Annotated in this window: 17 protein-coding genes; 2 read left to right on the top strand and 15 right to left on the bottom strand. The window is 61.0% G+C overall.

Translation table 11 applies throughout. The features are described 5' to 3' along the window. Positions 1 to 106: 106 nt before the first annotated feature. From uvrC to yidC, 7 genes are all read right to left on the bottom strand, one after another. Positions 107 to 2,050: an excinuclease ABC subunit UvrC gene (gene uvrC / locus ACMRQN_RS00580; protein ID WP_418733367.1), complete on the bottom strand. Its 1,944-nt coding sequence runs from the start codon at positions 2,048 to 2,050 to the stop codon at positions 107 to 109. An 86-nt stretch (positions 2,051 to 2,136) separates the two neighbouring features. Then, complete coding sequence (locus ACMRQN_RS00575) at positions 2,137 to 4,407, bottom strand: ATP-dependent helicase (RefSeq protein ID WP_418733366.1); 2,271 nt, start codon at positions 4,405 to 4,407, stop codon at positions 2,137 to 2,139. A 146-nt stretch (positions 4,408 to 4,553) separates the two neighbouring features. After that, on the bottom strand, positions 4,554 to 6,071 hold the full coding sequence (locus ACMRQN_RS00570; protein WP_418733365.1) for a DUF2130 domain-containing protein: 1,518 nt from the start codon (positions 6,069 to 6,071) through the stop codon (positions 4,554 to 4,556). Between the two features lie 57 nt (positions 6,072 to 6,128). Beyond that, positions 6,129 to 6,314 carry an HpaII family restriction endonuclease gene (locus tag ACMRQN_RS00565; protein ID WP_418733364.1) on the bottom strand — a complete coding sequence of 62 codons (186 nt, stop codon included), beginning with the start codon at positions 6,312 to 6,314 and terminating at the stop codon, positions 6,129 to 6,131. Then, positions 6,298 to 6,681: an HpaII family restriction endonuclease gene (locus tag ACMRQN_RS00560; RefSeq protein WP_418733363.1), complete on the bottom strand. Its 384-nt coding sequence runs from the start codon at positions 6,679 to 6,681 to the stop codon at positions 6,298 to 6,300. Before ACMRQN_RS00560 ends, ACMRQN_RS00565 begins: the two co-directional genes overlap by 17 nt. A 263-nt stretch (positions 6,682 to 6,944) precedes the next feature. Beyond that, the gene (locus ACMRQN_RS00555; protein ID WP_418733362.1) at positions 6,945 to 9,068 is read right to left on the bottom strand and encodes a hypothetical protein; all 2,124 of its coding nucleotides are present in this window, start codon (positions 9,066 to 9,068) and stop codon (positions 6,945 to 6,947) included. Beyond that, positions 9,058 to 11,115: a membrane protein insertase YidC gene (gene yidC / locus ACMRQN_RS00550; protein ID WP_418733361.1), complete on the bottom strand. Its 2,058-nt coding sequence runs from the start codon at positions 11,113 to 11,115 to the stop codon at positions 9,058 to 9,060. Before yidC ends, ACMRQN_RS00555 begins: the two co-directional genes overlap by 11 nt. A 376-nt stretch (positions 11,116 to 11,491) precedes the next feature. Here yidC and gdhA point away from each other — a divergent pair, with 376 nt between their 5' ends. Then, a complete protein-coding gene (gene gdhA, locus ACMRQN_RS00545) occupies positions 11,492 to 12,847 on the top strand; it encodes an NADP-specific glutamate dehydrogenase (RefSeq protein WP_418733360.1) in 1,356 nt (451 codons plus the stop codon). A 261-nt stretch (positions 12,848 to 13,108) separates the two neighbouring features. After that, positions 13,109 to 13,678: a hypothetical protein gene (locus ACMRQN_RS00540; RefSeq protein ID WP_418733359.1), complete on the top strand. Its 570-nt coding sequence runs from the start codon at positions 13,109 to 13,111 to the stop codon at positions 13,676 to 13,678. A gap of 177 nt (positions 13,679 to 13,855) precedes the next feature. Here ACMRQN_RS00540 and ACMRQN_RS00535 read toward each other — a convergent pair whose 3' ends face one another. From ACMRQN_RS00535 to uvrA, 8 genes are all read right to left on the bottom strand, one after another. Further along, complete coding sequence (locus ACMRQN_RS00535) at positions 13,856 to 14,923, bottom strand: hypothetical protein (protein ID WP_418733358.1); 1,068 nt, start codon at positions 14,921 to 14,923, stop codon at positions 13,856 to 13,858. Between the two features lie 164 nt (positions 14,924 to 15,087). Next, the gene (locus tag ACMRQN_RS00530) at positions 15,088 to 15,693 is read right to left on the bottom strand and encodes an ABC transporter ATP-binding protein (RefSeq protein WP_418733357.1); all 606 of its coding nucleotides are present in this window, start codon (positions 15,691 to 15,693) and stop codon (positions 15,088 to 15,090) included. Next, positions 15,687 to 16,694, bottom strand: a complete 1,008-nt coding sequence (locus ACMRQN_RS00525; protein WP_418733356.1) for an ATP-binding cassette domain-containing protein — start codon at positions 16,692 to 16,694, stop codon at positions 15,687 to 15,689. The genes ACMRQN_RS00530 and ACMRQN_RS00525 overlap by 7 nt, the downstream gene beginning before the upstream one ends. 9 nt (positions 16,695 to 16,703) lie before the next feature. Then, a complete protein-coding gene (locus ACMRQN_RS00520; RefSeq protein WP_418733355.1) occupies positions 16,704 to 17,555 on the bottom strand; it encodes an ABC transporter permease in 852 nt (283 codons plus the stop codon). Next, positions 17,555 to 18,538 (bottom strand): ABC transporter permease, encoded by a 984-nt coding sequence (locus ACMRQN_RS00515; protein ID WP_418733354.1) that lies wholly within the window; start codon positions 18,536 to 18,538, stop codon positions 17,555 to 17,557. Before ACMRQN_RS00515 ends, ACMRQN_RS00520 begins: the two co-directional genes overlap by 1 nt. 12 nt (positions 18,539 to 18,550) lie before the next feature. Further along, positions 18,551 to 20,197: an ABC transporter substrate-binding protein gene (locus ACMRQN_RS00510; RefSeq protein ID WP_418733353.1), complete on the bottom strand. Its 1,647-nt coding sequence runs from the start codon at positions 20,195 to 20,197 to the stop codon at positions 18,551 to 18,553. A 220-nt stretch (positions 20,198 to 20,417) separates the two neighbouring features. Beyond that, on the bottom strand, positions 20,418 to 21,473 hold the full coding sequence (locus ACMRQN_RS00505; RefSeq protein WP_418733352.1) for a DMT family transporter: 1,056 nt from the start codon (positions 21,471 to 21,473) through the stop codon (positions 20,418 to 20,420). Continuing rightward, positions 21,463 to 24,360: an excinuclease ABC subunit UvrA gene (uvrA, locus tag ACMRQN_RS00500; protein ID WP_418733351.1), complete on the bottom strand. Its 2,898-nt coding sequence runs from the start codon at positions 24,358 to 24,360 to the stop codon at positions 21,463 to 21,465. The genes ACMRQN_RS00505 and uvrA overlap by 11 nt, the downstream gene beginning before the upstream one ends. Between the last annotated feature and the right edge of the window lie 57 nt (positions 24,361 to 24,417).

The raw sequence follows: 24,417 nt of genomic DNA, 5'->3' as shown, positions 1-24,417 counted from the left end.
AAGCGCGATCGTATCCTTTTCGGAAGCCCTCTCGGCGCCGTCCTCGTACTCGTCCTCGGGAATCTCCTCGCGGTTCTCATGCTGTGCATCCATGGTGTGCAACCCCCTACTCGCCGCCGACGACCAGTTCATCTTTTCGCTCGCTATTATACTGCTCGATCACCTTGTGAAGCTCCTCGGCGACCTCGTCGGGCACCACATGGGCCTCCTTGATCTCCGCCAAGCTCGCCGCCTTGAGGTTCTTGAAGGATTTGAAATGCTTGAGCAGGGCCTTCTTGCGAACAGGACCCAAGCCCGCGACCTCGTCTAAAATGCTTGCCGTCATGCCCTTGCCGCGGAGCTCGCGGTGGAAGGTGATGGCAAACCGGTGGGCCTCGTCGCGCACCTGCTTCACGAGGTAGAGCGACGCCGACCCCGAGGGCAAAACGACCGGACCCGTGTCCTGCCAGGGGACGAAGAGCTCCTCGTCGCGCTTCGCTAAGCCGCACAGCGCGATGTCGTCGATCCCCATCTGGTCGAACATCTCCATGACGGCCGACAGCTGCGGCTTGCCGCCGTCGAGGATGATGAGGTCGGGCTTGCTGCCGAAGCGCTCGTCTGCCATGCGCTCGGCGCAGTAGCGGCGGCTCATCACCTCCTGCATCGAAAGGAAGTCGTTCGCCTCGTCGAGCGGCGTCTTGATCTTGAAGCGGCGGTACTGGTTCTTGTCGGGCTTGCCACCCGTGAACACAACCATCGACGCAACCGTATACGACCCGTGGATCGTCGAGATATCGAAGCACTCGATGCGCATAGGCGGCGCGTCGAGCGCGAGCGCGCTCTCGAGCTGCAGCAGCGCATCGTTCACGCGCTTGTCCTCGTAGTTCGTGCGCACCTTGTAGCGCATGAGCGTGTGCTTCGCGTTCGTCTCCGCCATGTCGACAAGCGCCGCCTTCTCCCCCTTCTGCGGAGCCGTGAAGCGCACTTTCGCCCCGTGCGCGCTCGCGAGCTTCTCGGTGAGCCACGCCTCCATCGACTCTTCGTCCTCGGGCAGCTCCCGTACGATGACCTCGTGGGGAATGGAAGTGGTCGTGTCGTAGTAGCGCAGGAGGAAGTTGTGGAGAAGGTCCTGGTCGGGAACGTCGCGCCCGCGGTTCAAGACGAACTCGTTGGAGTTGATGATGCGCCCCTCACGGATGACGAGCACGTGCGCGCCCGCGACCGTCTCCTCGCGGAAAAGGCCCACAACGTCGGCGTTCAGGTTATGGGCGGACACCGCATGCTGCTTGTCGGTGAGCGAGTTGATAGTGGCGATGCGCGCCTTGATCCGGGCGGCGCGCTCGAAGTCGAGCTCGGCTGCCGCGTCGGCCATCTCGGCAGAGAGCTCGTCGAGAAACTCCCGGTGCTGCCCTGCGAGGAAACGCTCGATGCGGCGCACGTTCGCGGCGTACTCCTCGGGAGTGATGCGCCCGCAGCATGCGCCGGGGCCTAAGCCCACATGGCAATCGAAGCAGGGGCGCACGTCGGATTTCATCATCGCAAGCGGGTCGTTCTCAAGGCGGCGCGAGAGATTCCGCCAATCGGCGCACGACGTCGCACACAGGGGCACGACACGCCGCGCAATGTCGACCATGCGGCGGGCCGCGCGTGAATCAGTGTAGGGTCCGAAGTAGCGCGTGTCGGACTTGTGCTTCTCGCGCGTGTACTTGATGGCGGGGAACACATCGCCTTTCGTGAGCGCGATGAACGGGTAGGACTTGTCGTCCTTGAAGTCGGCGTTGAAGAACGGGGCGTATTGGTTGATCAGGTTCTTCTCAAGGACGAGCGACTCATGCTCGTTGCCGACGACGATGTACTCGAACGAGTCGATCTGGTCGACGAGCAGCGGTATCTTCGCGCGGTCATCCTGGAAGTTCACGTACTGGCGCATGCGGGCGCGCAGCTGCTTCGCCTTGCCCACGTAGATGACCTGGCCGTCCTTGTCCTTCCAGAGGTACACGCCGGGCAGGGTCGGCACAGCATCGAGACCGCGCTTTATGCGCGCGATCTTCTCCGCTTGGGTTTCTTTCACGTTGTTCTCTTCCATACCACGAAGTGTAGCAAATGCGCCAGGCGGCATGCGCCCGCCTGGCTTTTCGCTACACACTCAGCGTTTCCCTAGGCGTCACCTGCATCGAGCTTCGCCCGAAACGAGATGGCGCGCGGCGTGTCGAGCGAGTCGAAATGCACAATGTAGGCGCGCTTCTCCTCGTCGAGGCGATCAATGACGCCCCGCCCGAACGCCTTGTGGAGCACGCAGTCGCCCGGCGAGAAGCGCGCGTCGGCCGCCATGCCGGCCATCCATTTGTCGCTTGCGGCGTACGCCGCCCGCGCGCAGGATAGCTCCTCGTCGCTTGGCTTGTTCGAGAACTGCAGAGCGCCCTGGTCGATGTCGAGCAAGAAGCGCGACGGGTGGCGCGGCGAGCCTTCATGCGAGAAGCCTGCCGCCTCGGAAAGGTAGAGCCCGTCCCGTGCTCGGGTCACCGCGACGAACGCAAGCCTGCGCTCCTCTTCCATTCCCTCGATCGTTTTCGTCTTGCGCGACGGGAGCACCCCCTCGGAAAGCGAGCACAGAAAGACGTGCGGGAACTCCAAGCCCTTAGCGGCATGGATGGTCATAAGGCGCACCTTGTCCTGAGCTTCGTCGAGCGCATCGACATTGGTGAGCAGCGCCACATGGGAAAGGTAGTGCTCAAGCGTCACCTCCTCCCCGCAGTTGCTCTCGAACTCGTAGATCGACTGTTTGAGCTCTGCCACGTTGTCGAGCCGCTCCTGGCTCCCCTCCGTGCGAAGCGCCTCTTCGTAGCCGCTTTCGTTGATGAGCGCCGCAAGCACCTCCGACACCGGCCTGCCCTCGAACAATGCGCGGAACTTGCGGACGAGCGCCACGAGCTGCTTCGCCTTCGTGCGCTTGAATATCTCGTCGTCGATCGTCTGCTCGAGCGCCTGGAAAAGCGAGCACGCGTGAGCTGCGGCGTAGTCCTTGAGAAACGCCATGCGGCGCTGCCCGAGATTGCGCTTGGGAACGTTTGCCACGCGCACGAAGGAAAGATCGTCCCGGTACGCGACAAGCCGCAGGTAAGCGAGGGAGTCCTTGATTTCCTTGCGGCCGTAGAACGGCACGCCCGAATACACCGCGTGCGGGATCTCGACCTTTAGGAACGCCTCTTCCACCGATCGCGATGCGTAGTGCGCACGGTAGAGCACCGCCATATCGCGATAGCGTATGCCCCCATCATGGAGCGCACGCACCCCTTCGGCAATCCATTTCGCCTCTTCGTCAGAGGTTTTCGCGTGATGCCACACCGTAGGCCCGTGCTGGGTGCGGCATGCGCGCAAGTCCTTCGGGATGCGTTGGCGGTTCTTCTCGATAAGAGAGTTCGCCACCGCGATGACCTCGGGGGTCGAGCGGTAGTTCTCGAGCATCATGATGGTGCGCGTGCCTGGGAACACTTTGTCGAAATCAAGAAGGAAGCGCACGTCAGCACCGCGCCAGGTGTAGATGGTCTGGTCGGGGTCGCCCACCACGAATAGGTTTTTATGGAAGCCGGCAAGCACGCTCATAAGCTCGTACTGCAACGCGTCGATGTCCTGGAACTCGTCGACCATGACGTATTCCAGGCGCTTCTGCCATTTCAGCCGAATATCAGGATGCTGATTAAAGATGAAGAGCACGACGACAATAAGGTCGTTGTAGTCGAAGGCGAAGCACTTCTTCTCCTGGTGTAGATATCCGTAGAAGATGATGTCGCGCACGTCGGTTGCCTGCTCGTACTTTTCGCGCAGGGAGGCGAGCGGCATGGCAAGCAGGTCGCGGTAGTAATCGGGCCGATCCTTGAGCTTCATAATTTCGATCATGTCGCGCGCGCGACCGAACGTCATATCGCGCAGCGTGAGCCCCCGCTCATCGTAGATGGTTTGAAGCATCTGATCGATGTCGGCATTGTCGAGCACGAGAAAGCTCTTCGGGTATTGAACAGCGTGCGAATCCTCTTGCAGAATCGAGACGCAGAAACCGTGGAAGGTGTTGATGAAGCCCGTGTCGTTGTCGCCGGTGAGCGCGCGGATGCGGTGGCGCATCTCGTTAGCGGCCTTGTTGGTGAATGTGACGCACAGGATATTTCCCGGCATGATGCCGAGGTCGTTTACCAAGTATGCGAAGCGCTCCGTAAGGGCGCGCGTCTTGCCCGTTCCCGCGCCGGCGATGACGCGCACGTAGCCCTCCGTCGTAGTGACAGCCTCAAGCTGGGCCGCATTGAGGGTGGGGGCAGCGTCGCCGGGAAGCGCTGCCCGTGCGCGCGCATCGCTGACGTCGTCCGCCTCCGCGCCGAGGCCCGAGCCGCAGCCCACCAGTTCCCCACCAAGCCGCGAGGAGAGCATATATGCCATATCCTTGTGATCCATGCGGACAGTCTAACAGATACGAACATATGTTCCAAGTACTACGCAGTAAATTGTACGAACTACGGCGATGCAAGCCCTAAAGCCGCTCAACCTTCCCCATTGATAAAGTCTCAGAAGCTGAGGAATAAGCGCTACTTGGCCGCCGACTCGCCTTCTATGCCTTCGCCCAAATCACCCGCCGCCTTCGCTTCCTTCGCCTCGGCAAGTTCCGCGAACATCGTCTTCATTGTTGGATTGTTCCTGGTCAGACGCTTAATAGTAAGGTCTTGCGCCTTGTTGTTCGCCAGGCGCAGATTGTTCTCCGATGACACCAGCGCATCCTTGGTTTTCTGCAGATGCGTGATGGTCTTGTCGATCTCCTCGATGGCGGTATTGAACTTGCGGCTCGCGAGGTCGTAGTTGCGCCCGAACTTCGTCTTGAAGTCCTCCATCTGCTCCTCGAAGTGCGTGATGTCGATATTCTGGTTGCGCACCTCGGCGAGCTCGGCCTTGTAGGAAAGCGCCGAAAGCGAGGCGTTGCGCAGGATGCTGATAATCGGGATGAAGAACTGCGGGCGGATGACGTACATCTTCTCGTAGCGGTAGCTCATGTCGACGATACCCTCGTTGTAGAGCTCGTTTTCAGGCTCGAGCATCGTCACGAGCACCGCGTACTCGCAGTTTTTCTTCTTGCGATCGGAGTCGAGCTTTTTCAGGAAGTCCTCGTTTTTGTGCTTGTGCGTGCTATCGTCGCTCTCGTTTTTCATCTCGAACATGATGGAGACGACCTCGTTGCCCTCGTCGTCGGCCTCTCGAAACACGAAGTCACCCTTCGTGCCGTCCACCACGTCGTTGTCCTTCTCGAAGTATGCCTTCGGGAAGGCGGCGGCGCGCATCTTGTTGAACTCGATCTCGCAGTGCTGCTCGAGCGACTCGCCCACCATCTTGGTGGAAAGGCGGGCCTTCATCTCCTTGTAGCGGGCAATTTCCTCTTCCTTGTAGGCGATGAGCTCGTCTTTTGCGCGGAGCTTCGTCGCCATCTCCTCGCGCAGCGCGCTCACTTTCTGCTCTCCTTCGGCTGCCCTGAGCTTCACCTGCGCGGCAAGGTCGTCGCGCTCGCGCTCGACCTGGGTCCGCGCCTGCGTAACAGCAAGCTCCTTCTCGGTCGCGAAGGACGTCTTTTGGGCCTCGAGCTTCTGCGTGAGCTCGGCGATCTTCGCATCGCGGGAGGCGGTCGCGTCAGCCAAGGCCCGCTTGTGGTCGGCCTCGGTCACGCGCGCGTCGGATGCGCGCTCGTCGGCGAGGCGCGCGAGCTTCGACTTGAGCTCGGCGATTTCGGCGTCTTTGCTCGCGGTAATTTTGGAGAGTGCCGCAATCTGCTCGGCCTGCGCCGCACGAGAAGCCGCGTCGTTTTCCCGTTTGATCGCGGCGAGGTTCTGGGTCAGCTTTGCGATTTCCGCATCGCGGGAAGCAATCTCATCGCGCGCCTCCCCGCGCACCTTCTCACCCGCAAGCGCCACCGCCTGTTCGCGCTGCTCAGCGAAGAGTTTCTCGCGGCGCTCGATTTCCCGATTGAACTCCGCGTCGCGCACCTGCTTCACGATGTCCGCAAAGCCCGACTCGTCCACCTGAAACACCGTCCCACAATGCGGACACTTAATCTCATTCATAGGAACCTCCCTATATTGTCTTTCGCACAATATATTACTCTCGATACTACGACAAGCTTACGGAAACCCAATTTGTAGGCTTAGGTTAATAAAGTACTCGCCATCATGTTCGTAAACTAGCCCATGGTCATACTCTGAAATCGACGCTGCCTCGAATCGCGTATTATCGAGCAAATAACTTCCGAGCGCATCTCTGTTGTAAGCATGAAATATTAACGACTCGCCATCATCGCAGCAACGCATTCGCAAGCACCTGCGGAAATCGACTATCAACTAGCCGCAGATTGCGATCGAATGTCGAGCACGCGACGCGATAGAAACCGAAATCACATTCGCCATTAAGCGTATTCACGCATTTTTCGAGCCCGGCCGACACGTTCGCCGCATTGACTCGCTCCATAACTTCGCGAGTACAACAATCGAGTTTGAACACGAAGTTCGTCGCCATTCCAGCGTCAAGAAGAGTCGGCGCCTTAGATTCACACAAGCCAACCTCGACCATATGCTCGTCAATAAAAGAAACAGTGCGAGCAGTCTTAATTCGACCCGGCAATTCCAAATGAACATCGACGGGAACCACATCGAATTGCATGCGCTCAGCCTCGCACATGACACTTTCCCCTATCAATAGCACATGATAAGACTCGTTCGGGCAAAAACGGCGCTCCCCCGAACAGGGTTCGGACACTCGCGCCTCTCCGCCACAATAACGCAGTCGTCAGCATAAAACACCAACACTATCCGAGCATCGATTCCGAAGATAGACCAAGGACCTTGCGCAGGCCATTCCATTATAAGCATCCAAATGCGAACGGGGGCCTTGCTTTGAAGGCCCCCGCTGTCGGCGTCTTTCGCTTGCTTCGCTTGTGCTCGCTATTGCTGTGCGTCCCAGATTGCTCCCGTCTTGTGCCAGTTGTTGAAGTCGGTGGCCCAGCCGGTGATGTCGTATTCCACGATGGAGACGTCGTTTTTGCCGTCGCTTGTCGTCGTGTAGAACTTGCGCACGCGGTTGTCGAACGGCACCTGCGCGAGCGTCTCGCCGTACTTGGACGAGTCGCCGCCAACAGCCTGAATGATGGTCGGCTGCACGTTCACATGCGCAACCGGCGTCGACACCGTCTTGATCGGCTGTGCGTCCGCCTCGGCCGATTGTGCCGGCTTGTAGAACATAATCGCGTTCGACGAGGAATCCCAATCCTCGTAGATGCCCCAATCGCCGTGGTCGCTCGTCACGAGAATCGCGGTGTTGTCGTAGAGCCCCATGTCCTTCAGCTGGCGGATGTACTCGGAAAGCATCTTCAAGCTGCCGCGGATCTGACGGATCGCATCGGAGTTGTCCGTGCCGATGTCGTTGCCGTTCTCGTCAAGGTTGAACGGATAGTGCCCGCCGAGCAAATGGATGAAGCGGAAAGCACCCGTCTCGCCGTCGTCGGTCGCGGAAAGCCTCGTCGTCTTGAGCTTATCGTAATAGGCTCCGTCGTTCATCGTGTACAGGGTGCTCTGCTGCACCTCCCCGTCGTCGCTTTCCACCTGCAGCGTCATGCCGTTGTTGACCTCGTCGGTGTAGAACCAGAAATACGGCTTAAACGCCCACGGCAAATCGCGATACATCGCGCACTTCCACAACGTGAAGAGGGTGCCCTGCTCATCGAGCAGCGAGGGGGAATCCTCCTGGTTCATGGGGTGGTAGTTCATAGTGAGGCCAGCCACATGGCGCTGCACGTCCTCGCTCGAATATTCGGTTCCGAACGTATCGGTGTAGATGCCCATGCTGTAGCCGGCGTTGTGAATGTCGTCGAGGTACGTGCTGCGCTCATAGCGCGTAGCAAGGTACTGCGAGAAGAGCTCGCCCTGCTGCGGCAGCTGGCCGGTCAAGAGAAACGGCACGCCGTAGCGCGTGGGAACCATGGAGCCCGCAACATTGTTGTACCAGGTGAAACCCGTCCAGTCGTTGAATTCCTCCGGATGCTCCTGCATAATCTGGGACATCTGCTTCGTGTCGGTGAAGTCGAGCACGAAGACGATGACGTTGCTTTTCTCGGAAACGGTGAACAGGCCGTCCTCAGTCATGCGCAAGTCAGCGACGTTGACCTGATCAGGCTCTTTCGTAGCCGCCTCGAATGCGCCCGACGCGAAGAGGCTGCCCACGCCGACACCCTGCACGATGATGAGCGCAAGGGAAAGCGCAACCGCGCCGCCGCGCGCGAGGCTCGTCTTCAAATGTCCCACAACAAGGGGGATTGCCACGATGACGATCCACACCACGGTGCTCACCAGCATAGTTGACGTGTAATCGCCCCAGTTCACCGACTTGCCGTCCGCGGTGGGCAGCTCCGAGTTCAACAGGAGTACCTGAACATAGGCGGCAACCCCGAACGCGAACAGGAAGAGCAGCACGATATCGAACGCCCTGTCGCGCAGAAGCGACACGGCAAGCGCGAGAACGACCGCAACCACAACGCCTGCAATCGCGAAGATCGGCCAGATGTCGGAGAGGCCGAACACGAGATCGGCTCCAGCGCCGGCAACAATCTCATACGGCGGCACGACGAGCAGGGTAAACGAGAAGAACATGCACACGATGAGCGCGCAAACCACGCGCACGCCCCATTTTGCGCGAGGATAATCGTCAGATGCGCGCCCCTTTCGGGAAGCTTTCTTCGAGGACGCCGACTCCGCATCGGCGGCGATCTCGCCGGGTGCGAGGATGGGGTTGCCGCTCTTGTCGAGCCTGTGGACAGGCGCTTCTACCACCTTGCCCGCGTTCTCGTCGATTTTAAGCAGCTTGAAGAGCATCTTGCGCGTACGGCGAAGCGCCACGCCGAGCACGGCCGAAAGCGCGACCGCGACGCCGGCGAGCGCCTGGATCGTGTAGGTCATGACCGAAGGGTCGACATACGCGTAGGCGGGCGTTATCCATGCAAGCGAAAGCACGCCTGCGACCAGCGCAAACGAGAGAACGTCGTACGCGCCCGCGATAAGACGGTTACGCTTCATAGCGGCCCGCCTTCCTCGCATGCATCCCGCGTGCTTCGCTGCCGTCATGCTTTCCCATGTGCTCCCCCTCATCGCGCGACGCCGCCACGGCATCGGCCGCAGCGCGCTCACCTGCGGCGAGAGAGTCGTCGGGCACACCGCCGTCGCGCTTAGATTCCTGAATGTCAATCATGCGGTCGAGCAGGTAGCGCCCAGCCACTTCCCCACCATGCCCGACGTTGAAGATGAAGCTGTCGAGCACCTTGTTGATGCGATCGCTCCATGCGTAGCGCTTCGCGAGCATCTCCTCGGCCACATCGCCGAAGGTGGACGCATCCTCGGGGCGGATCGACACGCCGACCTCGCTGCGCAGCGCGATGTCAGTCGGCTCGATGCCGAGCTCCTGCCAATCGGGATTGCCGACCTTCATCGGCGTGTCGATGAAGATGGCGGGCTTACGCGTCGAGAAGCAGAACTCGCAGAAGATCGACGACCAGTCGGTCACGAGGATGTCGGAAGTGAAGACGGTCTTGTTCGAGCTGAAGTCGTGCTCGAAGTACAGATCGGACTCAGGGACATCGGCCCAGCGAGCCAAAAGGGCGTTCCATCTGGCGGAATAGCGCTTCGTGTATTCGGGGTGCGGGCGCACGATGACGCGCATGCCGCGCCCGAGCACGCTTTTCAGCATGTCGTCGATGCAGGTGTCGAGGATGTTGCCCTCCTGCCACGACGGAGCGATGAGTACCACGTCGCGCCGGGACGGGTCACGCTCGACCGCGGAGGCGGCGAGCTCGTATTCGGCAATCTCGCGATCGAGCAGGTCGTAGCCGCATTCCACAAGGTTTTTGCGCTTGGTGCCGTAGAGCTCCTCGGCGCGGCGCAGCTCGCGCACCTGATGAGGGCCCGCGCACAGCACCGTGTCGTAGTGGTCGTAGGCGCCCTTCTGGGGCGTGAGGTGAGTCGAGGTCATGTGGTGGAACATGAACACGTACTCGATATCCTTGCGGATATAGGAGCGCTTGATGTAGTAGTTCTCCAAATCCTCGAGCGTGGACACAACCAGATCGGCGTCCATCTTCATCATAAGCGTGATGATCTTGCGCTGCCCGATGTAGTAGGGCTTCAAGCGCGGCTCGGCCTCGGCCAGCTTGAACACCTGGTCATTGGGGTCGTTCGTCACGTAGTGGATGTCGGCGTCGGAATGCGCGAGCAGCCACTCGATCGCGCCCTGGAAGTACTTGTAGAAGCCGCTTCCCTCGGAATAGAAAACGATGTGCTTGCCGACGATCTTGAAGAAGCGCTTGTAGTCTGCCTTCTCGCGCTTGGCAAGCGGGTCGCGCTCGTACCATTTCTTCTTGGGGCCCGAGAAGTTCTCGAGCTCCTCAAGCTCGGCGCGGCTCGCCTCGAGGTCCTCGTAGTCGATGTATTTCGCTGGCTTCACCAGGACGTTCGCGAGCGCCTGGATGGCGATGGAGGTCAGGTTCGAGCACACCCAGTAGAAGCCCATGCCCGTGGCGACGAACACACCCAAGATGAACGAAAGGCCGATGGACAGGCCGTTCGTCATGTTCTTCTCCGCACGCGACTGCTCGCGCTGCAGCGGGTTGATGCGGTTCTGCGCGAAGCCCATGATAATGGCGGAAAGCCCCGCGAAAAGAGGCATGATCCACGCCGCGCCGCCGTCCTCGAAGGGGATCTGACCCAAGAACTCAGTGCCCGGCGCGCCGCCGTCGGTAATCGTATGGATGACGTCGACCAGGCCGAACAGGATGATGATCTGCACAGCAAGCGGAATCAAGGAGAGCATCGGGTGGTAATGCTGCTCCTTGTAGAGCTTGTTCTGCTCCTCGCCGATCGTCTCGCGGTCGCCGTAGTACTTCACCTTCAGGCGATTCAAGGCAGGCATGAGCTGCACCATGACAATCGAATTCTTCTGACACCAAAGCGACATCGGGATGAGGATGATCTTCACGATGATGGTGAACAGCAAGATGGCTATCCACCAATTGCCGCTTATCGCGTAACAGGGCTGCAAGATGAGCGAGAGCAGCCATGCAAGTGCTTCCATGCGAGCAAGTCCTTTCGCATCGCGCGCTGCGAGCGCGATGAAGTGAAATCGAGGCAAAACTGAGGTAAAAACGCAGAGTTAGAATGGTACTACAAATCGTGCCGCATGAGCGCCCAATCACGCACTGGGGCGTACTAATTCCGTGGACGTTCCAATTGGCTCGATGCGACGTCCCTTCCTTCGGAGAGGAGACGGCTCCCTTTCCTTCAAAGGTGCGGCGATTTCCCTTCCTCGGAGGCTCCACCCCTGCCGTTTATGGAGGAGAAACGCGATTGGCTGCGACCATTGTTTCTATCATGTTAATTAGAGGTAACAGAGCCGTTGCGCAAACTTATAATGACCGCGGTTGGGAACAAGTAAACCCCGAGGAGGTTACATGAGTTACGTCCAGCGAATCATCGACCAAGTTAAGGCGAAGGACCCCGATCAGCCCGAGTTCATCCAGGCCGTCACCGAGGTCATGAGCACGCTCGAGCCAGTCATCGAGGCGCATCCGGAATACGAGGAAGCGAAGATCCTCGAGCGCATCGTCGAGCCCGAGCGAATCATCCAGTTCCGCGTTCCGTGGGTTGACGACAAGGGCGAAGTCCAGGTCAACCGCGGCTTCCGCGTCGAGTACAACTCCGCAATCGGCCCCTACAAGGGCGGCCTGCGCTTCAACCCCACGGTTTATCTGGGCATGCTGAAGTTTTTGGGCTTCGAGCAGATCTTCAAGAACGCGCTGACCACGCTGCCGATGGGCGGCGGCAAGGGCGGCTCCGACTTCGACCCGAAGGGCAAGTCCAACAACGAGATCATGCGCTTCTGCCAGTCGTTCATGACCGAGCTCTACCGCCACGTCGGCCCGAACACCGACGTTCCCGCAGGTGACCTGGGCGTCGGCGGGCGCGAAGTCGCTTACATGTTCGGCCAGTACAAGCGCATCTGCAACGAGTGGACCGGCGTGCTCACCGGCAAGGGCCTCTCCTTCGGCGGCTCGCTCGCCCGCACCGAGGCAACCGGCTACGGCCTTGTCTACTTCGTCGACGAGTACCTCAAGAGCAAGGGCGACTCCTTCGAGGGCAAAAACGTCGTCGTACATGGCTCCGGCAACGTTGCCATCTACGCGATTCAGAAGGTCTCGCAGCTCGGCGGCAAGGTGATCGCCTGCTCCGACACCCACGGCTGGGTCGAGGACCAGGAAGGCATCGACTACCAGGTGCTCGAGCACGTCTACAACAAGAAGCGCTCCGGCCACGACAAGGGCGTCACGCTCGCGATGTACGTCGAAGAGCGTCCGAACGCGACGTGGCACGCGGAGGACGGCCGCGGCGTATGGCAGCTCCCCTGCGACATCGCGCTTCCCTGCGCCCGTGAGAACACCCTCGGCATCGAGGACGCGAAGGCCCTCGTCGCGAACGGCTGCAAGGCAGTCGGCGAAGGTGCCAACATGCCGACCACGATCGAGGCGACCGAGTACTTCCAGAACAACGGCGTCGCGTTCTTCCCCGGCAAGGCGGCCAACGCGGGCGGCGTGCTCGTGTCCGGCCTCGAGATGAGCCAGAACGCCGAGCATCTTTCCTGGACCTTCGAGGAGGTCGACGGCAAGCTCGAAACGCTCATGCGTGGCATGTTCCACAACGTCGACGACACGGCGAAGGAATACGGCCATGAGGGCAACTTCGTGATGGGCGCCAACATCGCCGGCTTCAAGAAGGTTGCCGACGCCATGATGGCTCAGGGCATCGTGTAAGCGCCAACTTTAGGCAATCGTTTTAGGAAGGCGGGTTCCTCACGCGAGGGCCCGCCTTTTTCATTGCCCGAAGTCCCGAAAACGGGTCAGGCAATCCCTTCCCCCCTTGTATCTTGGCCGTGCGGTGCACATGTGCGCATCGTTTGGGCCGCTGGTCACTTCGTAAACGTGACCCCGCAAGGCACAATACCGATAGAAGCTGACTTCGTCGGGAAGGGCGGAGTGCGAAGCGGCTTGCACGATGCAATGGGAAAGGGAGTGATGAATATGTTGAAGCCCATGATGAGGAAGGTCGCGCTCGGTGTGCCCGCCGTTGCGTTGACGGCAGCCCTTGCGTTCACGATGGCCGGCTGCGGCGGTGGCGCCGAGGAGCAGAAGAAGGCGAGCGACGACACGGCAACGACGCAGCCTGCGGAAGAGCCGAAGGCTGAAGAGACCCCAGAGCCCGCCGTTGAGGCCAAAACCGGCGTCGACTACCCTTCGTACAGCTTAGAGCCAACTGATGGCTGGAAACCAGGCACCAGATCGATGAGCGAGAAGTACGAAGAGTGCGAGTTCACGCTCGGCGATGACACCTTCGCCTTCATCGACATTCGCACGCACAAGACCGAGCCGATGACCGAAGCGGAAGCCAGAATGGGCTCCAAGAAAGACGGCACCATCGACGAAGTCGACGTCAACGGCATCACCTGGGTGCGTCACACCGCGTCCAATGGCACCGTCAACCTGTTCACCAAGGCGCCTTCCGGAATGACGGTCGGCGTGGTCATAGGCTCCAAAGTCGATTGGAACGACGCACTGCCCATGATCGAGAACATCGTCTTGAAGTAGCGACGGCCCCCCAAAGAGGAGCGTCGATTGGCCAGATGCAGAAACCCCGAATTACCTGACCCTTTTCGGGAAGGCGATTCACGAAGCGACCCCGCCGAATGCGCTACGCACGCGGCGGGGTCGCTTGCTGTTTCGGTCGCCGCTCATTGTCGCGCGGCAGAGATAACCCCGGAGGATTTACAGCTCGGAGATAGTCTTCGCGGAGACAACATTGCTCGGCGAGATGAGGATCGCCCCGACCGAGCCGATTTTCGGCGTGCTCACATAGAAGGCGCCGTTCCTCGATTCGCCCATCGACGAGATCGTCGAGTCTGCCGTGGTGATGACGATGTCGATGTTCTCGGCGTTCTTCAGAAGCGATGCCTCGGGGCACAGGGCGATGACGTAGTCCACCTTCTGCTCGGTGAAGTACTTCACCTTCTCGTCGATAAGGATCCTCGAATACTCGTGAGTGACCGAGAAAATGCCGAAGCGCTTGCCGCCACGCTTTAAGATCGTTCCCTCTTCATAGGCGGAAAGGTCGTTCGTGTGAAGCGAGATGACGTTCGCTCCCTTGCCCCGGTAGAGCGCGTCAACATCGGAGAGGGCAATAGGCTCCTTCTCCTTCTTATGTCCCGCAAGAGGGGCAGCGGAATTTGCCTGGGATTCTGGGGCACCACCAGGGGAAACAGCTGCAGAAACGCCTTGCCCTACGGTGCCTTCGGACGCGGAGCCTTCCGCAGCGACAGGTTCCGATGCAGTAGAGACTCCCTGATCGACAGAGCCGTTGCCCTGCGCGCCTACGCTCGTTGGGGAAGCTGTATTTACACTCGAGCCACCCTGAGAAGAAGCGGTCTGCTTGTCGGAAGACGAAGCGGCAGAAGATGCCTGGCTGTTTTCCGAAGAGGAAGCAGGGGCTTGATTGCCGTCGGAAGAGGACGAAGAGGAAGCGGAGGCTTGCCCGTCTCCCGCCTTCGAGTCCCCGGGAAGCGATTCGGCATCCCCCGCATTCTTTGAGTTAGCGGAGCCGTTGGCAGCTGATGTCGCAGATGCAGACGATTGCGCGGCGCTTTCTTCCTCTTCAATGGTTCCCTCGTAGACGATGGCGGTATAGCCTTCCATGTTGCCGAACGCATCGTCGATGTTCGAGGCGGTGACGTTCCATGAATGGCCAGCAAACACGTAGCCAAACAGGATGCACCCCATCCCAATAGCAAGGATGAGGAACACGATGAGCGCGATTTTCTCTCGGGATGTCTTTTCCATAGCAGCGTTCATTATAGGCAAACGAGCATGGACTGCCAGCCCCCATCTCCCGAAGACAGACAATCTCGACGCCCTGCCGCGCCAGCGGCGATGGACAAGTACACCCCATAAGGCACAATTCGCAAACAAGGCATTAGGAAGCATGGACATGCGAGCTTCTCGAATCAGCTTTCGCTCCTCGAGAGCTTCACTTTCCGCGTCGCCACGCGCTCCGTAAGCGCAGGGGTATGGGAAACGAGCAGCATGCCGGCGCCTTCCCGCTCGACGTAGCCCAGCAGCACGCGCCAGATATGCGCCTGCGTGACCGCATCCAACATGGTGGACACCTCGTCGCAGATGAGGTAGCGCGGGTGCGTGGCGAGCGCTCGGGCGATGCAGAAGCGCTGCAGCTCGCCGCCGGAGAGCTCATGGGGGTAGCGCTGCATCCACTCATCGCGAATCCCCAGGTTGTCGAGTAGTTCTTGCGGCACGTCACCCGCCTCCGCCAGCGTTTTGCGCATGCGCAGGCGCGGATCGACCGCCTGCTCGGGATGCTGCTGGATCAGCTGCACCGGGCATACTCCGCGACGCGGAAGCGGCTGACCATCGAGCAGTACCTCACCGGCCTGCGGACACTCGAACCCAGCGAGCACACGGCACAGCGTGGTCTTGCCAAACCCCGAGGGAGCCTGAAGCGCTACGCGCTCGCCGGGCTCGACTTGCAGGTTGAATCCGCTGTACAGGGGTTTTGCGCCAGGGTAACCGAACGTGATGTCTCGAGCCTCTAGCACGAGCGACCTCCCTTGCCAACCGATGCGTTGCCGCGGTCTTGCTCGTCCGTGCTCGCCGTAGCCGCGAAATCGTGCTCGGGAAGGGCATGCCACAGCGCGCGGGTGAACGGGTCGCGCAGAAGCGCGGGGTCGGCGAAGTTCGCGACCGCCGTCTCTTCCACCACGGTGCCATCCTTGAACACGGCGACGCGATCGGCCACGCGCAGCGCCAGTTCGATATCGTGCGTGATCAGCAGCACGCCGTTGCCTTCGTTGGCGAAGGCGCGGAAGTCGTCCAACGCTCGGACCGCGAGGTCGAGGTCGAGCCCGGGCGTGGGCTCATCGGCCACGATTACCCGCGGGTCGTCCATGAGCGCGCAGCATAAAAGCACGCGGCGCGCCATGCCGCCCGAGAGCTCATGGGGGTAGAGGCGCGCAACTTCAGGGCCGAGCCCGTAGCGCTCGAACAGCTGCTCGCGGCGCGATTTTCGTTCGGCCTTCGACAGCGCGTTCGCGAAGCCTTCGACCTGTTTACCCACGCGCATCATGGGGTCCAAATGGCTCACGCTTTGCGGCACGAGCGACAACCCGTGCCCGCGCAGCGCGCGCAAGCCTTCCGCATCCATGCGCTCGCCGTCGAACCAGATGCGCCCCCGCACCGTAGCGTTCGGCTCGAACAACCCCAACACCGCATCGGCGAGAAGCGTCTTGCCCGAACCCGATGCGCCTACCACAGCCACGATCTCGCCCGCGTGGACGGCGATGCTCAACCCGTGGAGCACCTGGACATCGCGCTGCTTCGCCTGGAAGTACGGCGCGTCCTCGTCGTACATGCGAAAGCTCACGTTCAAATCCTCGACCTGCAAAAGATGGTGCCCGCCGTCATGGTGCGACGTTGCCGCGTGTGTGTGATGATGGTGCAGCTGCGCATCCTCGTGCGTGGTTTGCTCGTGCACAAGCGCGGCAGCCTTGTTCGCCGAAGCCGCTTGCGCAGCCGCGTCGTCGTTTGTATTCTCCAGCATCCTCCCCACCTATTTCTGCGCCGTATGCGGGTCAACGAGCTTTCGCAGGCTCTGACCAGCCACATCGAAGAGCAGCACCGTCGCCATGAGCGCCAAACCCGGGAACACAGCCAACCACCAGGCACCCGTCGATAGGTAGCTCATCGACTCGCTCAAGATCACGCCGATTGCCGGCTGCTCGGGCGGCAAGCCGAAGCCGAGGAACGTGATGGCAGCCTCGTGGAGGATGGCGTGCGGGAACAGCAGGATGAGCCCCACCACGAACTGCGGCAACACGTAGGGCACCATATGGCGCAACGCGATGCGCGCCGGGCTTTGCCCCAACTTGCGCGCAACTTCGACGAACTTCGACTCGCGGCATTGCAGCACCTCGGCACGCACGACGCGCGCGAGGCTCGGCCAATGCGTCACGGCAACGCCGATCGTCACGCCCCAGAAACCCTTCCCGATTGCATAGGAGATGAGCACCAGAAGCACGATGTGGGGAACGCCCATCATGAGGTCGATCAGCCAGCTAATCACGGCATCGACGCGTTTTCCGCCAAGCGCGGCAGCACACCCGAGCACGAGTGCGATAACCGACGAGACGGTGGCCGCCAGCAAGCCCACCAGCACGCTCGTGGACAGGCCCGAAAGTGTGCGCGAAAGCATGTCGCGACCCATCCAGTCGGTGCCGAAGGGGTGGGCAAGCGAGGGCGCCAAATTCTTCGCGGCGAAGTCCGTGACCGTCGCCTGACTGTAAAGCGCAAGACCCGACGCCACCACAATGGCGAGCGCGCAGGCGGCAGCGATGCACGCGACGAGCGTGGTTGCCCGATTGCCGCGCGAACGCTGCACGGGAGTATGGAGAACCTCTTCCATCAAGCCCTCCCCTCGCCGACGCGCATGCGCGGGTCGAGCACGCCGTAGAGAATATTAGCCAGCAGGTTGCCGCCGAACACGAGCGCGGCACTCACGAGCGCGATGCCCGCGAGAAGCGCCACATCGCCGCCCAATCCTGCGGTCACGGCCGCTTGTCCCAGGCCAGGATAAGAAAACACCTGCTCGACCAGCACCGATCCGCCGAAGATCTCAGAGATGAACGCGCACTGCAGCGTGACGGCCGGCAGCGCGACATTGCGCAAGCCGTGGTGTACGATCACGCTCAGCTCCGACTCGCCGCGTGCGCGCGCGAAACGCACGTAGTCGCTTTCCAGCACGTCCACCACCTTCTCGCGCGTATGGAGCGCGATGTTGGCCACGCCCGTCACTGAGAGCGTGAGCGCAGGAAGCACCAGATGATGCGCCGCGTCGGCCAACGTCACATCCGCCGCCGACACGCCGATAGGTACGGAGAACCCGATGGGGAACCAGCCGAGCTGCACGGCGAACACCATCAAGATGAGCAAGCCGAGCCAGAACGTGGGGGTCGAAGCCAAAAGAAAGCAATAGCTGCGAACCACCCGGTCGAGCGCACCGCCGCGGCGAGCGCCCGCCGCAACACCGAGCGCGAACCCCAACACGCCGCTGAGCAGCCACGCGATGCCCATGAGCGCCAACGAGTTGGCGGCTCGATGCGCAATGACCTCGGACACCGGCGCATTGAACCTGAGCGATGTTCCCATGTCGCCCTGCATAAGGGCACCTGCCCAGTTGGCAAAGCGCTCCCAAAACGGCACGTCGCCGCCCCAGTAGCTCGCCAGCTGAGCTCGTTTGGCCTCCGACATATTCACATACGCAGCCTGCCCCACGTTCGCCTGCACGGGGTCAATCGGCGACATGCTCACCAGCGCGAACACCACCAACCCCACGGCAAGCATCAGCAGCGCGAACCGCACGATATGTCGAGCAAGATATTTCGTCATGCGAAGCTGCGCCTACCAGCTCCACTTGTCGACGTTGTTCACGATCGACCAGCCATGTCCATGCGGATGCGGCTTCTGATCGGCAACCTTCAAGCCATCGGCAACGAAATACAGATGGTCGACGTTGGCGAACCACACCCACGTGGCAGCGCCTTGCGGAGCCACGCCGTTCTCGCCGTCCCACATGGCAAGCTTCCACTCGTTGTACGAATCGGCGATCACAGGGTTGGCCAGCGCGGCGTTCAGATGCGCGTCCACCGCCGCGTTCTCGTAGCACGCGTAGTTGCCATTGCCCGTCGAGTAGTTCAGGTTGTAGATCTCGATCGGGCTGTTCGAGCCCCAGCCCCATACGACGGGGTCGCTGAACTGGTGTCGGTAGATGTCGTCCCAGCTTGCACCCTTCGGCGACACCTTGATACCAAGCTCGCCCATCTGGTTGGCAAACTCCATGGCGATGGCCTGGCGCACCGAGTCGGAAGCCGAGTAGTACAAATCGAACGCTGCCGGCACGCCGTCCTTCATGCGAACGCCGTCGGACCCGAGCGTCCAGCCCGCCTCGTCGAGCAACGCCTTGGCGCGGGAGATATCCCGCTCGCATCGCATATCGTCAGATGACCAGGGCATATTGTCGCTCACACTATACGCGACCTCGCCATAACCGTTCAATACGTTGTCGATAAGCGTCTGACGGTTCACGCCATAGTTGATGGCGCGGCGCACCGCGAGATCCTGCGTGACATCGTTGCCTGCGGGATACTCCTCGCCCGTCTGCTTCTTCGTAGCGCCCGCCGCGATGGTGGGAAGGGAGATTCCGCGCGAGTCTACCGATGTGCAGTTCAGCAGGTCGTAGCCCGTCGGCTGCTGATCGGCGTAGGTGGCCACCGTGTAGGCGACGTCCACCTGGCCGGAGCGAGCCGCCGCAAGGCTTGCGTCCTCTTCCATGAACACCACCACGACGCGATCGATCTTCGGGGCATCGCCGTAGTAGTCGGGATTGGCCTTCAGGATAACCTGCTGTCCGTGGTCCCATTGCTCCAGCATGTAGCGGCCGCTGCCGATCGGGTTGGTGCCGTAATCACTGCCGTGTCCGCCATCGGGAACGATGCCGATAACGGCCAACGTGTATAGGAAAGCATTGAAGGGCTTGTTCAGATGGATTTCGCACGTTTCGTCGTTTACGGCGACCGCCTTGTCCACCATAGTCAGATCGCACTCGCTGGCCTCGCTGTTCGCAACGCCGTTGATCGTGTAGGCCACATCATGCGCCGTGAGCGCCTTGCCATTGGTGAACTTCGCGTCCGCGCGAATGGTGAACGTCCACGTGAGGCCGTCGTCGCTGCAGGAATACGCCGTCGCGAGGTCGTTTTCGAAGCCCATATCGGCCGTCGTGGTCAGAAGCGTGGACTGGATAAGCGGCTCATGCACATGCTCGCCGCAGCCCCAGGAGACGAACGGGTCGAAGCCAGCGGCGGGCTCGCTGCTCACGGGCATGGAGACCGTTACCTGCGATGCGTGTCCCTCGCTCTTCGAAGTGGCGCCCTTATCCGAGCTGCCCGAGCCCGAATCGCTTGCACACGCGCTCAACACGCCGCCGAAGCCCACCGCAGCCGCGCTCACGCCTGCCGCCTGCAAAAACGTTCGCCTTGAAAAGTTTTTCATCGAGATGTCCTTTCATCGGCCAAGCAGAGCGCGCAGCTGATGCGTTTTCGGCGCACCTGCTTAGTGTTACGGGATACAAATCTGTAACACACTATAACAGACAGAACAGCATTCAGTGTTACGAAGAGAGAAATCGTAACTCCATTATGTGAACGGTCTCGATATTGAGGCGCACGGCAAGAAAGCCCGCAGGCGGAATGGAAGATGCGCTTTCCTCGGGTTATTTGAAGATCGGTTTTGCAGCCTTCCCCGAAAGCTCAACCTTGGGTGTTTGCGCGGACTTATCGGAGGGCTCCGAATCAGCCGCTTGCGCACCTTCAACCGAGAGCTTGACCTCAACCGCTTGCGCGTCCCCACTCGAAAGATCCACCTCGCGAGGCGCCTCCTCCTCGCGCTGCGTCACGAGCAGCACCATGATCACGATGAGCGCGCAGCCGGCGATGTCGAAGGGAGTGATGGGCGTTCCGAGCCAGAGCGTGGAGAACGCCATCGCCGCAACCGGCTCGATACTGCCGACAAGCCCCGCGCGCATGGGGCCCGCAAGTTTCACACCCTGCAAGAACAGCAGGTAGGCGAAGAACGTGCCGATGATTACCAGCGCCGCCATGGCGGCGACGATGCCGGGGGTCACTTCGACGTGCATGTTCCACGGCTGCACTACGGCGTTCGCGATGATCGCCGCCATCGTCATGGAGACCGTCGTGGTGACAACGCTCCCCCATCGCTCAAGCAAGCGTACCGGCATCATCGTATAGAAGACGAGCGCACACGCAGATGCCGCGCCCCACATGAGCGCCTCGGCGGGAATGGCGAGCATGCCGAGGTTTCCCTTCGTCGCGATGCAGATTGTGCCGACGATGGCCAAAACGACGCCTAAAAGCTCGCGGCGCATCGGGGTGCGGCGAGCTTTCACGCAGGTGATGAGCATGATGAGGATGAGGCCGCATCGCTCGAACACGGTCGCCGTGCCCGCATTGCTGACAGAGATACACCCCTGGTAGCACACCTGGACAAGCAGCACGCCGAAAATGGAGAACGCGAGAAGGCGTCCCAGCTCGCGGGGCTGTTTAAGCAGGCAAAGGAGCTGCTCGCGATGCGTTGCCGCGCAAAAGACCAGGTAGAGCAACGAGGCGAACACAAGGCGCACGCATACGTTCCACGCTAAGGAAACGCCGTAGATATCCATGAGCAGTTGCGCACACGTGCCGGAAAAGCCCCAGCATATGGCGCCGCCCGCCGTGAGCAGAACGCCCTTCGCGACCGAACTACCCCGCATGATCGCCCAGCATCTTCTTGAGGAACTTTCCGGTAAAGCTACCTTCCACCTGCGCTACCTCTTCAGGCGTACCAGTGGCGATGATCGTTCCGCCCCGCTCGCCTCCCTCAGGGCCCAAGTCGACGATATGGTCGGCGGACTTGATGACGTCGAGATTGTGCTCGATGACGAGCACCGTGTTGCCGGCGTCAACCAGGCGCTGCAGCACGACGAGCAGCTGGCGCACGTCTTCGAAGTGCAAGCCCGTCGTCGGCTCGTCGAGAATATAGAACGTCTTTCCCGTGGAGCGCTTCTGAAGCTCGCTTGCAAGCTTGACGCGCTGGGCTTCGCCGCCCGAAAGGGTCGTTGCCGCCTGACCGAGGCGAATGTAGCCAAGTCCCACGTCGAACAGCGTCTGGAGCTTACGCTTAATGCCGGGGATGTGCTCGAAGAACGCAAGCGCGTCCTCGACCGTCATGTCGAGGACCTCGGCGATGTTCTTCCCCCGATAGGTGACCTGGAGCGTCTCGCGGTTGTAGCGCTTCCCCCCGCAAACCTCGCAGGGAACGTACACGTCGGGAAGGAAGTGCATCTCGATTTTAATCTGGCCGTCGCCTTTGCAGGCCTCGCAGCGGCCGCCGCTCACGTTGAAGCTGAAGCGACCTGGGGCATATCCGCGCGCCTTCGCCTCCTGCGTCGAGGAGAACAGGGCGCGAATGTCGTCCCACAGCCCAATATAGGTGGCAGGGTTGCTGCGAGGGGTTCGACCGATAGGGCTTTGGTCGATGTTGATGACCTTGTCGATTGACTCGAGCCCAGTGATCTTGCGGTACGCGCCCGTGCGCCGGTGCGCATGGTTCACGCGGTTGGCCAGGGCAGGCGCGAGCGTATCGGTGATAAGCGAGCTTTTGCCCGAGCCAGATACGCCGGTGATCACGGTGAACGTGCCAATGGGCACCTCAAGCGTGACGTTTTTCAGGTTGTTCTCCGAAGCACCCGTCATCTTGATGGATCCGCGCTTGGGATGGCGGCGGGTCTGGGGCACCTCGATCTTACGACGGCCCGACAGATAATCCGCCGTGAGCGAGCGCTTCGCCTTCATAATCTGAGCGGGAGTTCCCGCCGCGACCACTTCCCCGCCGCGCTCGCCCGCGCCCGGCCCCATGTCGACCACGAAGTCGGCGCTGCGGATGGTGTCCTCGTCGTGCTCGACCACGACGACGGTGTTGCCGAGATCGCGCAGGTGCTCCAACGTGGCGATAAGCCGCTCGTTGTCACGCTGATGCAAGCCAATCGAAGGTTCGTCCAAGATATAAAGCACGCCCATAAGTCCCGCGCCGATCTGCGTGGCGAGGCGGATGCGCTGTGCCTCGCCGCCCGACAGCGTGGCGGTGGCGCGCTCGAGCGTCAGGTAGTCGAGTCCCACGTCCACGAGGAACTTCAGTCGCGCCTTGATCTCCTTCACGATGGGCCCCGCAATGCGCTCGGCCTGACCCGAGAACGAAAGGCCGCTGAAGAACGCGTAGGAATCGGCGGCTGACATCTCCGTCACATCGTGGATGGACTTGCCGCCCACGGTGACAGCGAGGATTTCGGGCTTCAAGCGCTTACCGTGGCAGGTCTGGCAGGGCACCGTCGCGAAATACTGCTCGAGGCGCTCGCGCTGCGTGTCGGTCTGCGCCTCCTGGTAGCGGCGCATAACAGCAGCGAGCACACCTTCCCACTCGATGTACCAGTACGTCTCGCGGCCGTCGACCGTGACGTAGTCGACGCGCACCTTCTCCTTGCCGAGGCCCGACATGATGGCCTTCTGCGCGCGGCGCGGCATGTCCTCCCACGGCGTGGACGAGTCGACGCCCATGTGCGCCGCTACCGCCTTGATGACCTGCGGATAGTAGTTCCCCGTGCGAAACGGCGCGATGACGCCCTCATCAAGGGAAAGGGACGGGTCGGGCACCACGAGCGAGGGGTCGACCTCGTCGCGGCTGCCGATGCCGAGGCAGTCGGGGCAGGCGCCGTACGGTGCGTTGAAGGAGAAGTCGCGCGGCTGAAGCTCGTCCATGGAATGACCATGTTCGGGACAGGCGAGCGCGAGCGAGAAGAGGTGTTCCCCTTCGCCGAGCCCACCCGTAGCGCCGCTTGACGTACCACCCGCCTCGCCCTGGGGCTTGCCGTCGGGGCCGAGCACCTGGACAAGCACGCGCCCTTCGGCGAGCTTCGTCGCGTTCTCCACCGACTCGGCGATGCGGGTCGTGGCGGATTTCTTCAGCACGACGCGGTCGACGACAACGTCGATGAAGTGCTTGATCTTCTTGTTCAAGGTGATAGGCTCGCCCGTGAGCTTCACGATTTCGCCATCGATGCGCACGCGGGAAAAGCCCTCCTTCGCAAGGTCGGCGAAGAGCTTCGTGAACTCGCCCTTGCGGCCCGTGACTACAGGCGCCATGATAATCGCGCGAGTGCTTTCATCGGCGGCGAGCGCGAGGATATCGTCGGTCACCTGGTCGGTCGTCTGCTTCTTGATGACGCGCCCGCACTCCGGGCAGTGAGGGATGCCCACGCGCGCGAACAGAAGGCGCAGGTAATCGTAGATTTCAGTAGTGGTGCCCACGGTGGAGCGCGGGTTTCTCGAGGTGGTCTTCTGGTCGATGGAGACCGCCGGGGACAAGCCGTCGATGCTGTCGAGGTCGGGCTTGCTCATCTGGCCCAGGAACATGCGTGCATAACTCGACAGGCTTTCCACATAGCGTCGCTGACCCTCGGCGTACATGGTGTCGAAGGCAAGGCTTGACTTGCCCGAGCCCGAAAGACCGGTTATGACGACCAGCTTGTCGCGCGGGATTTCCAGATCGACGTTTTTGAGGTTATGCTCGCGAGCGCCCTTGATGACGATCGAGTTTTGTCCCATGTTCCCTCATCTTCCAAAGATATCTGTTTAGCCGAACGATTGTATCGCAGCGCGCGC

Origin of the sequence: Ellagibacter sp., from assembly GCF_048412355.1 — a bacterium.
GTDB lineage: Bacteria > Actinomycetota > Coriobacteriia > Coriobacteriales > Eggerthellaceae > Ellagibacter.
This window is presented reverse-complemented; position numbering and strand designations above follow the sequence as displayed.

Coding starts and splice junctions, on each gene's coding strand:
- ACMRQN_RS00575 (WP_418733366.1), bottom strand. CDS start 4,407: ATGGCATATATGCTCTCCTCGCGGCTTGGTGGGGAACTGGTGGGCTGC.
- ACMRQN_RS00570 (WP_418733365.1), bottom strand. CDS start 6,071: ATGAATGAGATTAAGTGTCCGCATTGTGGGACGGTGTTTCAGGTGGAC.
- ACMRQN_RS00565 (WP_418733364.1), bottom strand. CDS start 6,314: ATGCGTTGCTGCGATGATGGCGAGTCGTTAATATTTCATGCTTACAAC.
- ACMRQN_RS00560 (WP_418733363.1), bottom strand. CDS start 6,681: ATGTGCGAGGCTGAGCGCATGCAATTCGATGTGGTTCCCGTCGATGTT.
- ACMRQN_RS00555 (WP_418733362.1), bottom strand. CDS start 9,068: ATGAAGCGTAACCGTCTTATCGCGGGCGCGTACGACGTTCTCTCGTTT.
- yidC (WP_418733361.1), bottom strand. CDS start 11,115: ATGGAAGCACTTGCATGGCTGCTCTCGCTCATCTTGCAGCCCTGTTAC.
- gdhA (WP_418733360.1), top strand. CDS start 11,492: ATGAGTTACGTCCAGCGAATCATCGACCAAGTTAAGGCGAAGGACCCC.
- ACMRQN_RS00540 (WP_418733359.1), top strand. CDS start 13,109: ATGAATATGTTGAAGCCCATGATGAGGAAGGTCGCGCTCGGTGTGCCC.
- ACMRQN_RS00535 (WP_418733358.1), bottom strand. CDS start 14,923: ATGGAAAAGACATCCCGAGAGAAAATCGCGCTCATCGTGTTCCTCATC.
- ACMRQN_RS00525 (WP_418733356.1), bottom strand. CDS start 16,694: ATGCTGGAGAATACAAACGACGACGCGGCTGCGCAAGCGGCTTCGGCG.
- ACMRQN_RS00520 (WP_418733355.1), bottom strand. CDS start 17,555: ATGGAAGAGGTTCTCCATACTCCCGTGCAGCGTTCGCGCGGCAATCGG.
- ACMRQN_RS00515 (WP_418733354.1), bottom strand. CDS start 18,538: ATGACGAAATATCTTGCTCGACATATCGTGCGGTTCGCGCTGCTGATG.
- ACMRQN_RS00510 (WP_418733353.1), bottom strand. CDS start 20,197: ATGAAAAACTTTTCAAGGCGAACGTTTTTGCAGGCGGCAGGCGTGAGC.
- ACMRQN_RS00505 (WP_418733352.1), bottom strand. CDS start 21,473: ATGCGGGGTAGTTCGGTCGCGAAGGGCGTTCTGCTCACGGCGGGCGGC.
- uvrA (WP_418733351.1), bottom strand. CDS start 24,360: ATGGGACAAAACTCGATCGTCATCAAGGGCGCTCGCGAGCATAACCTC.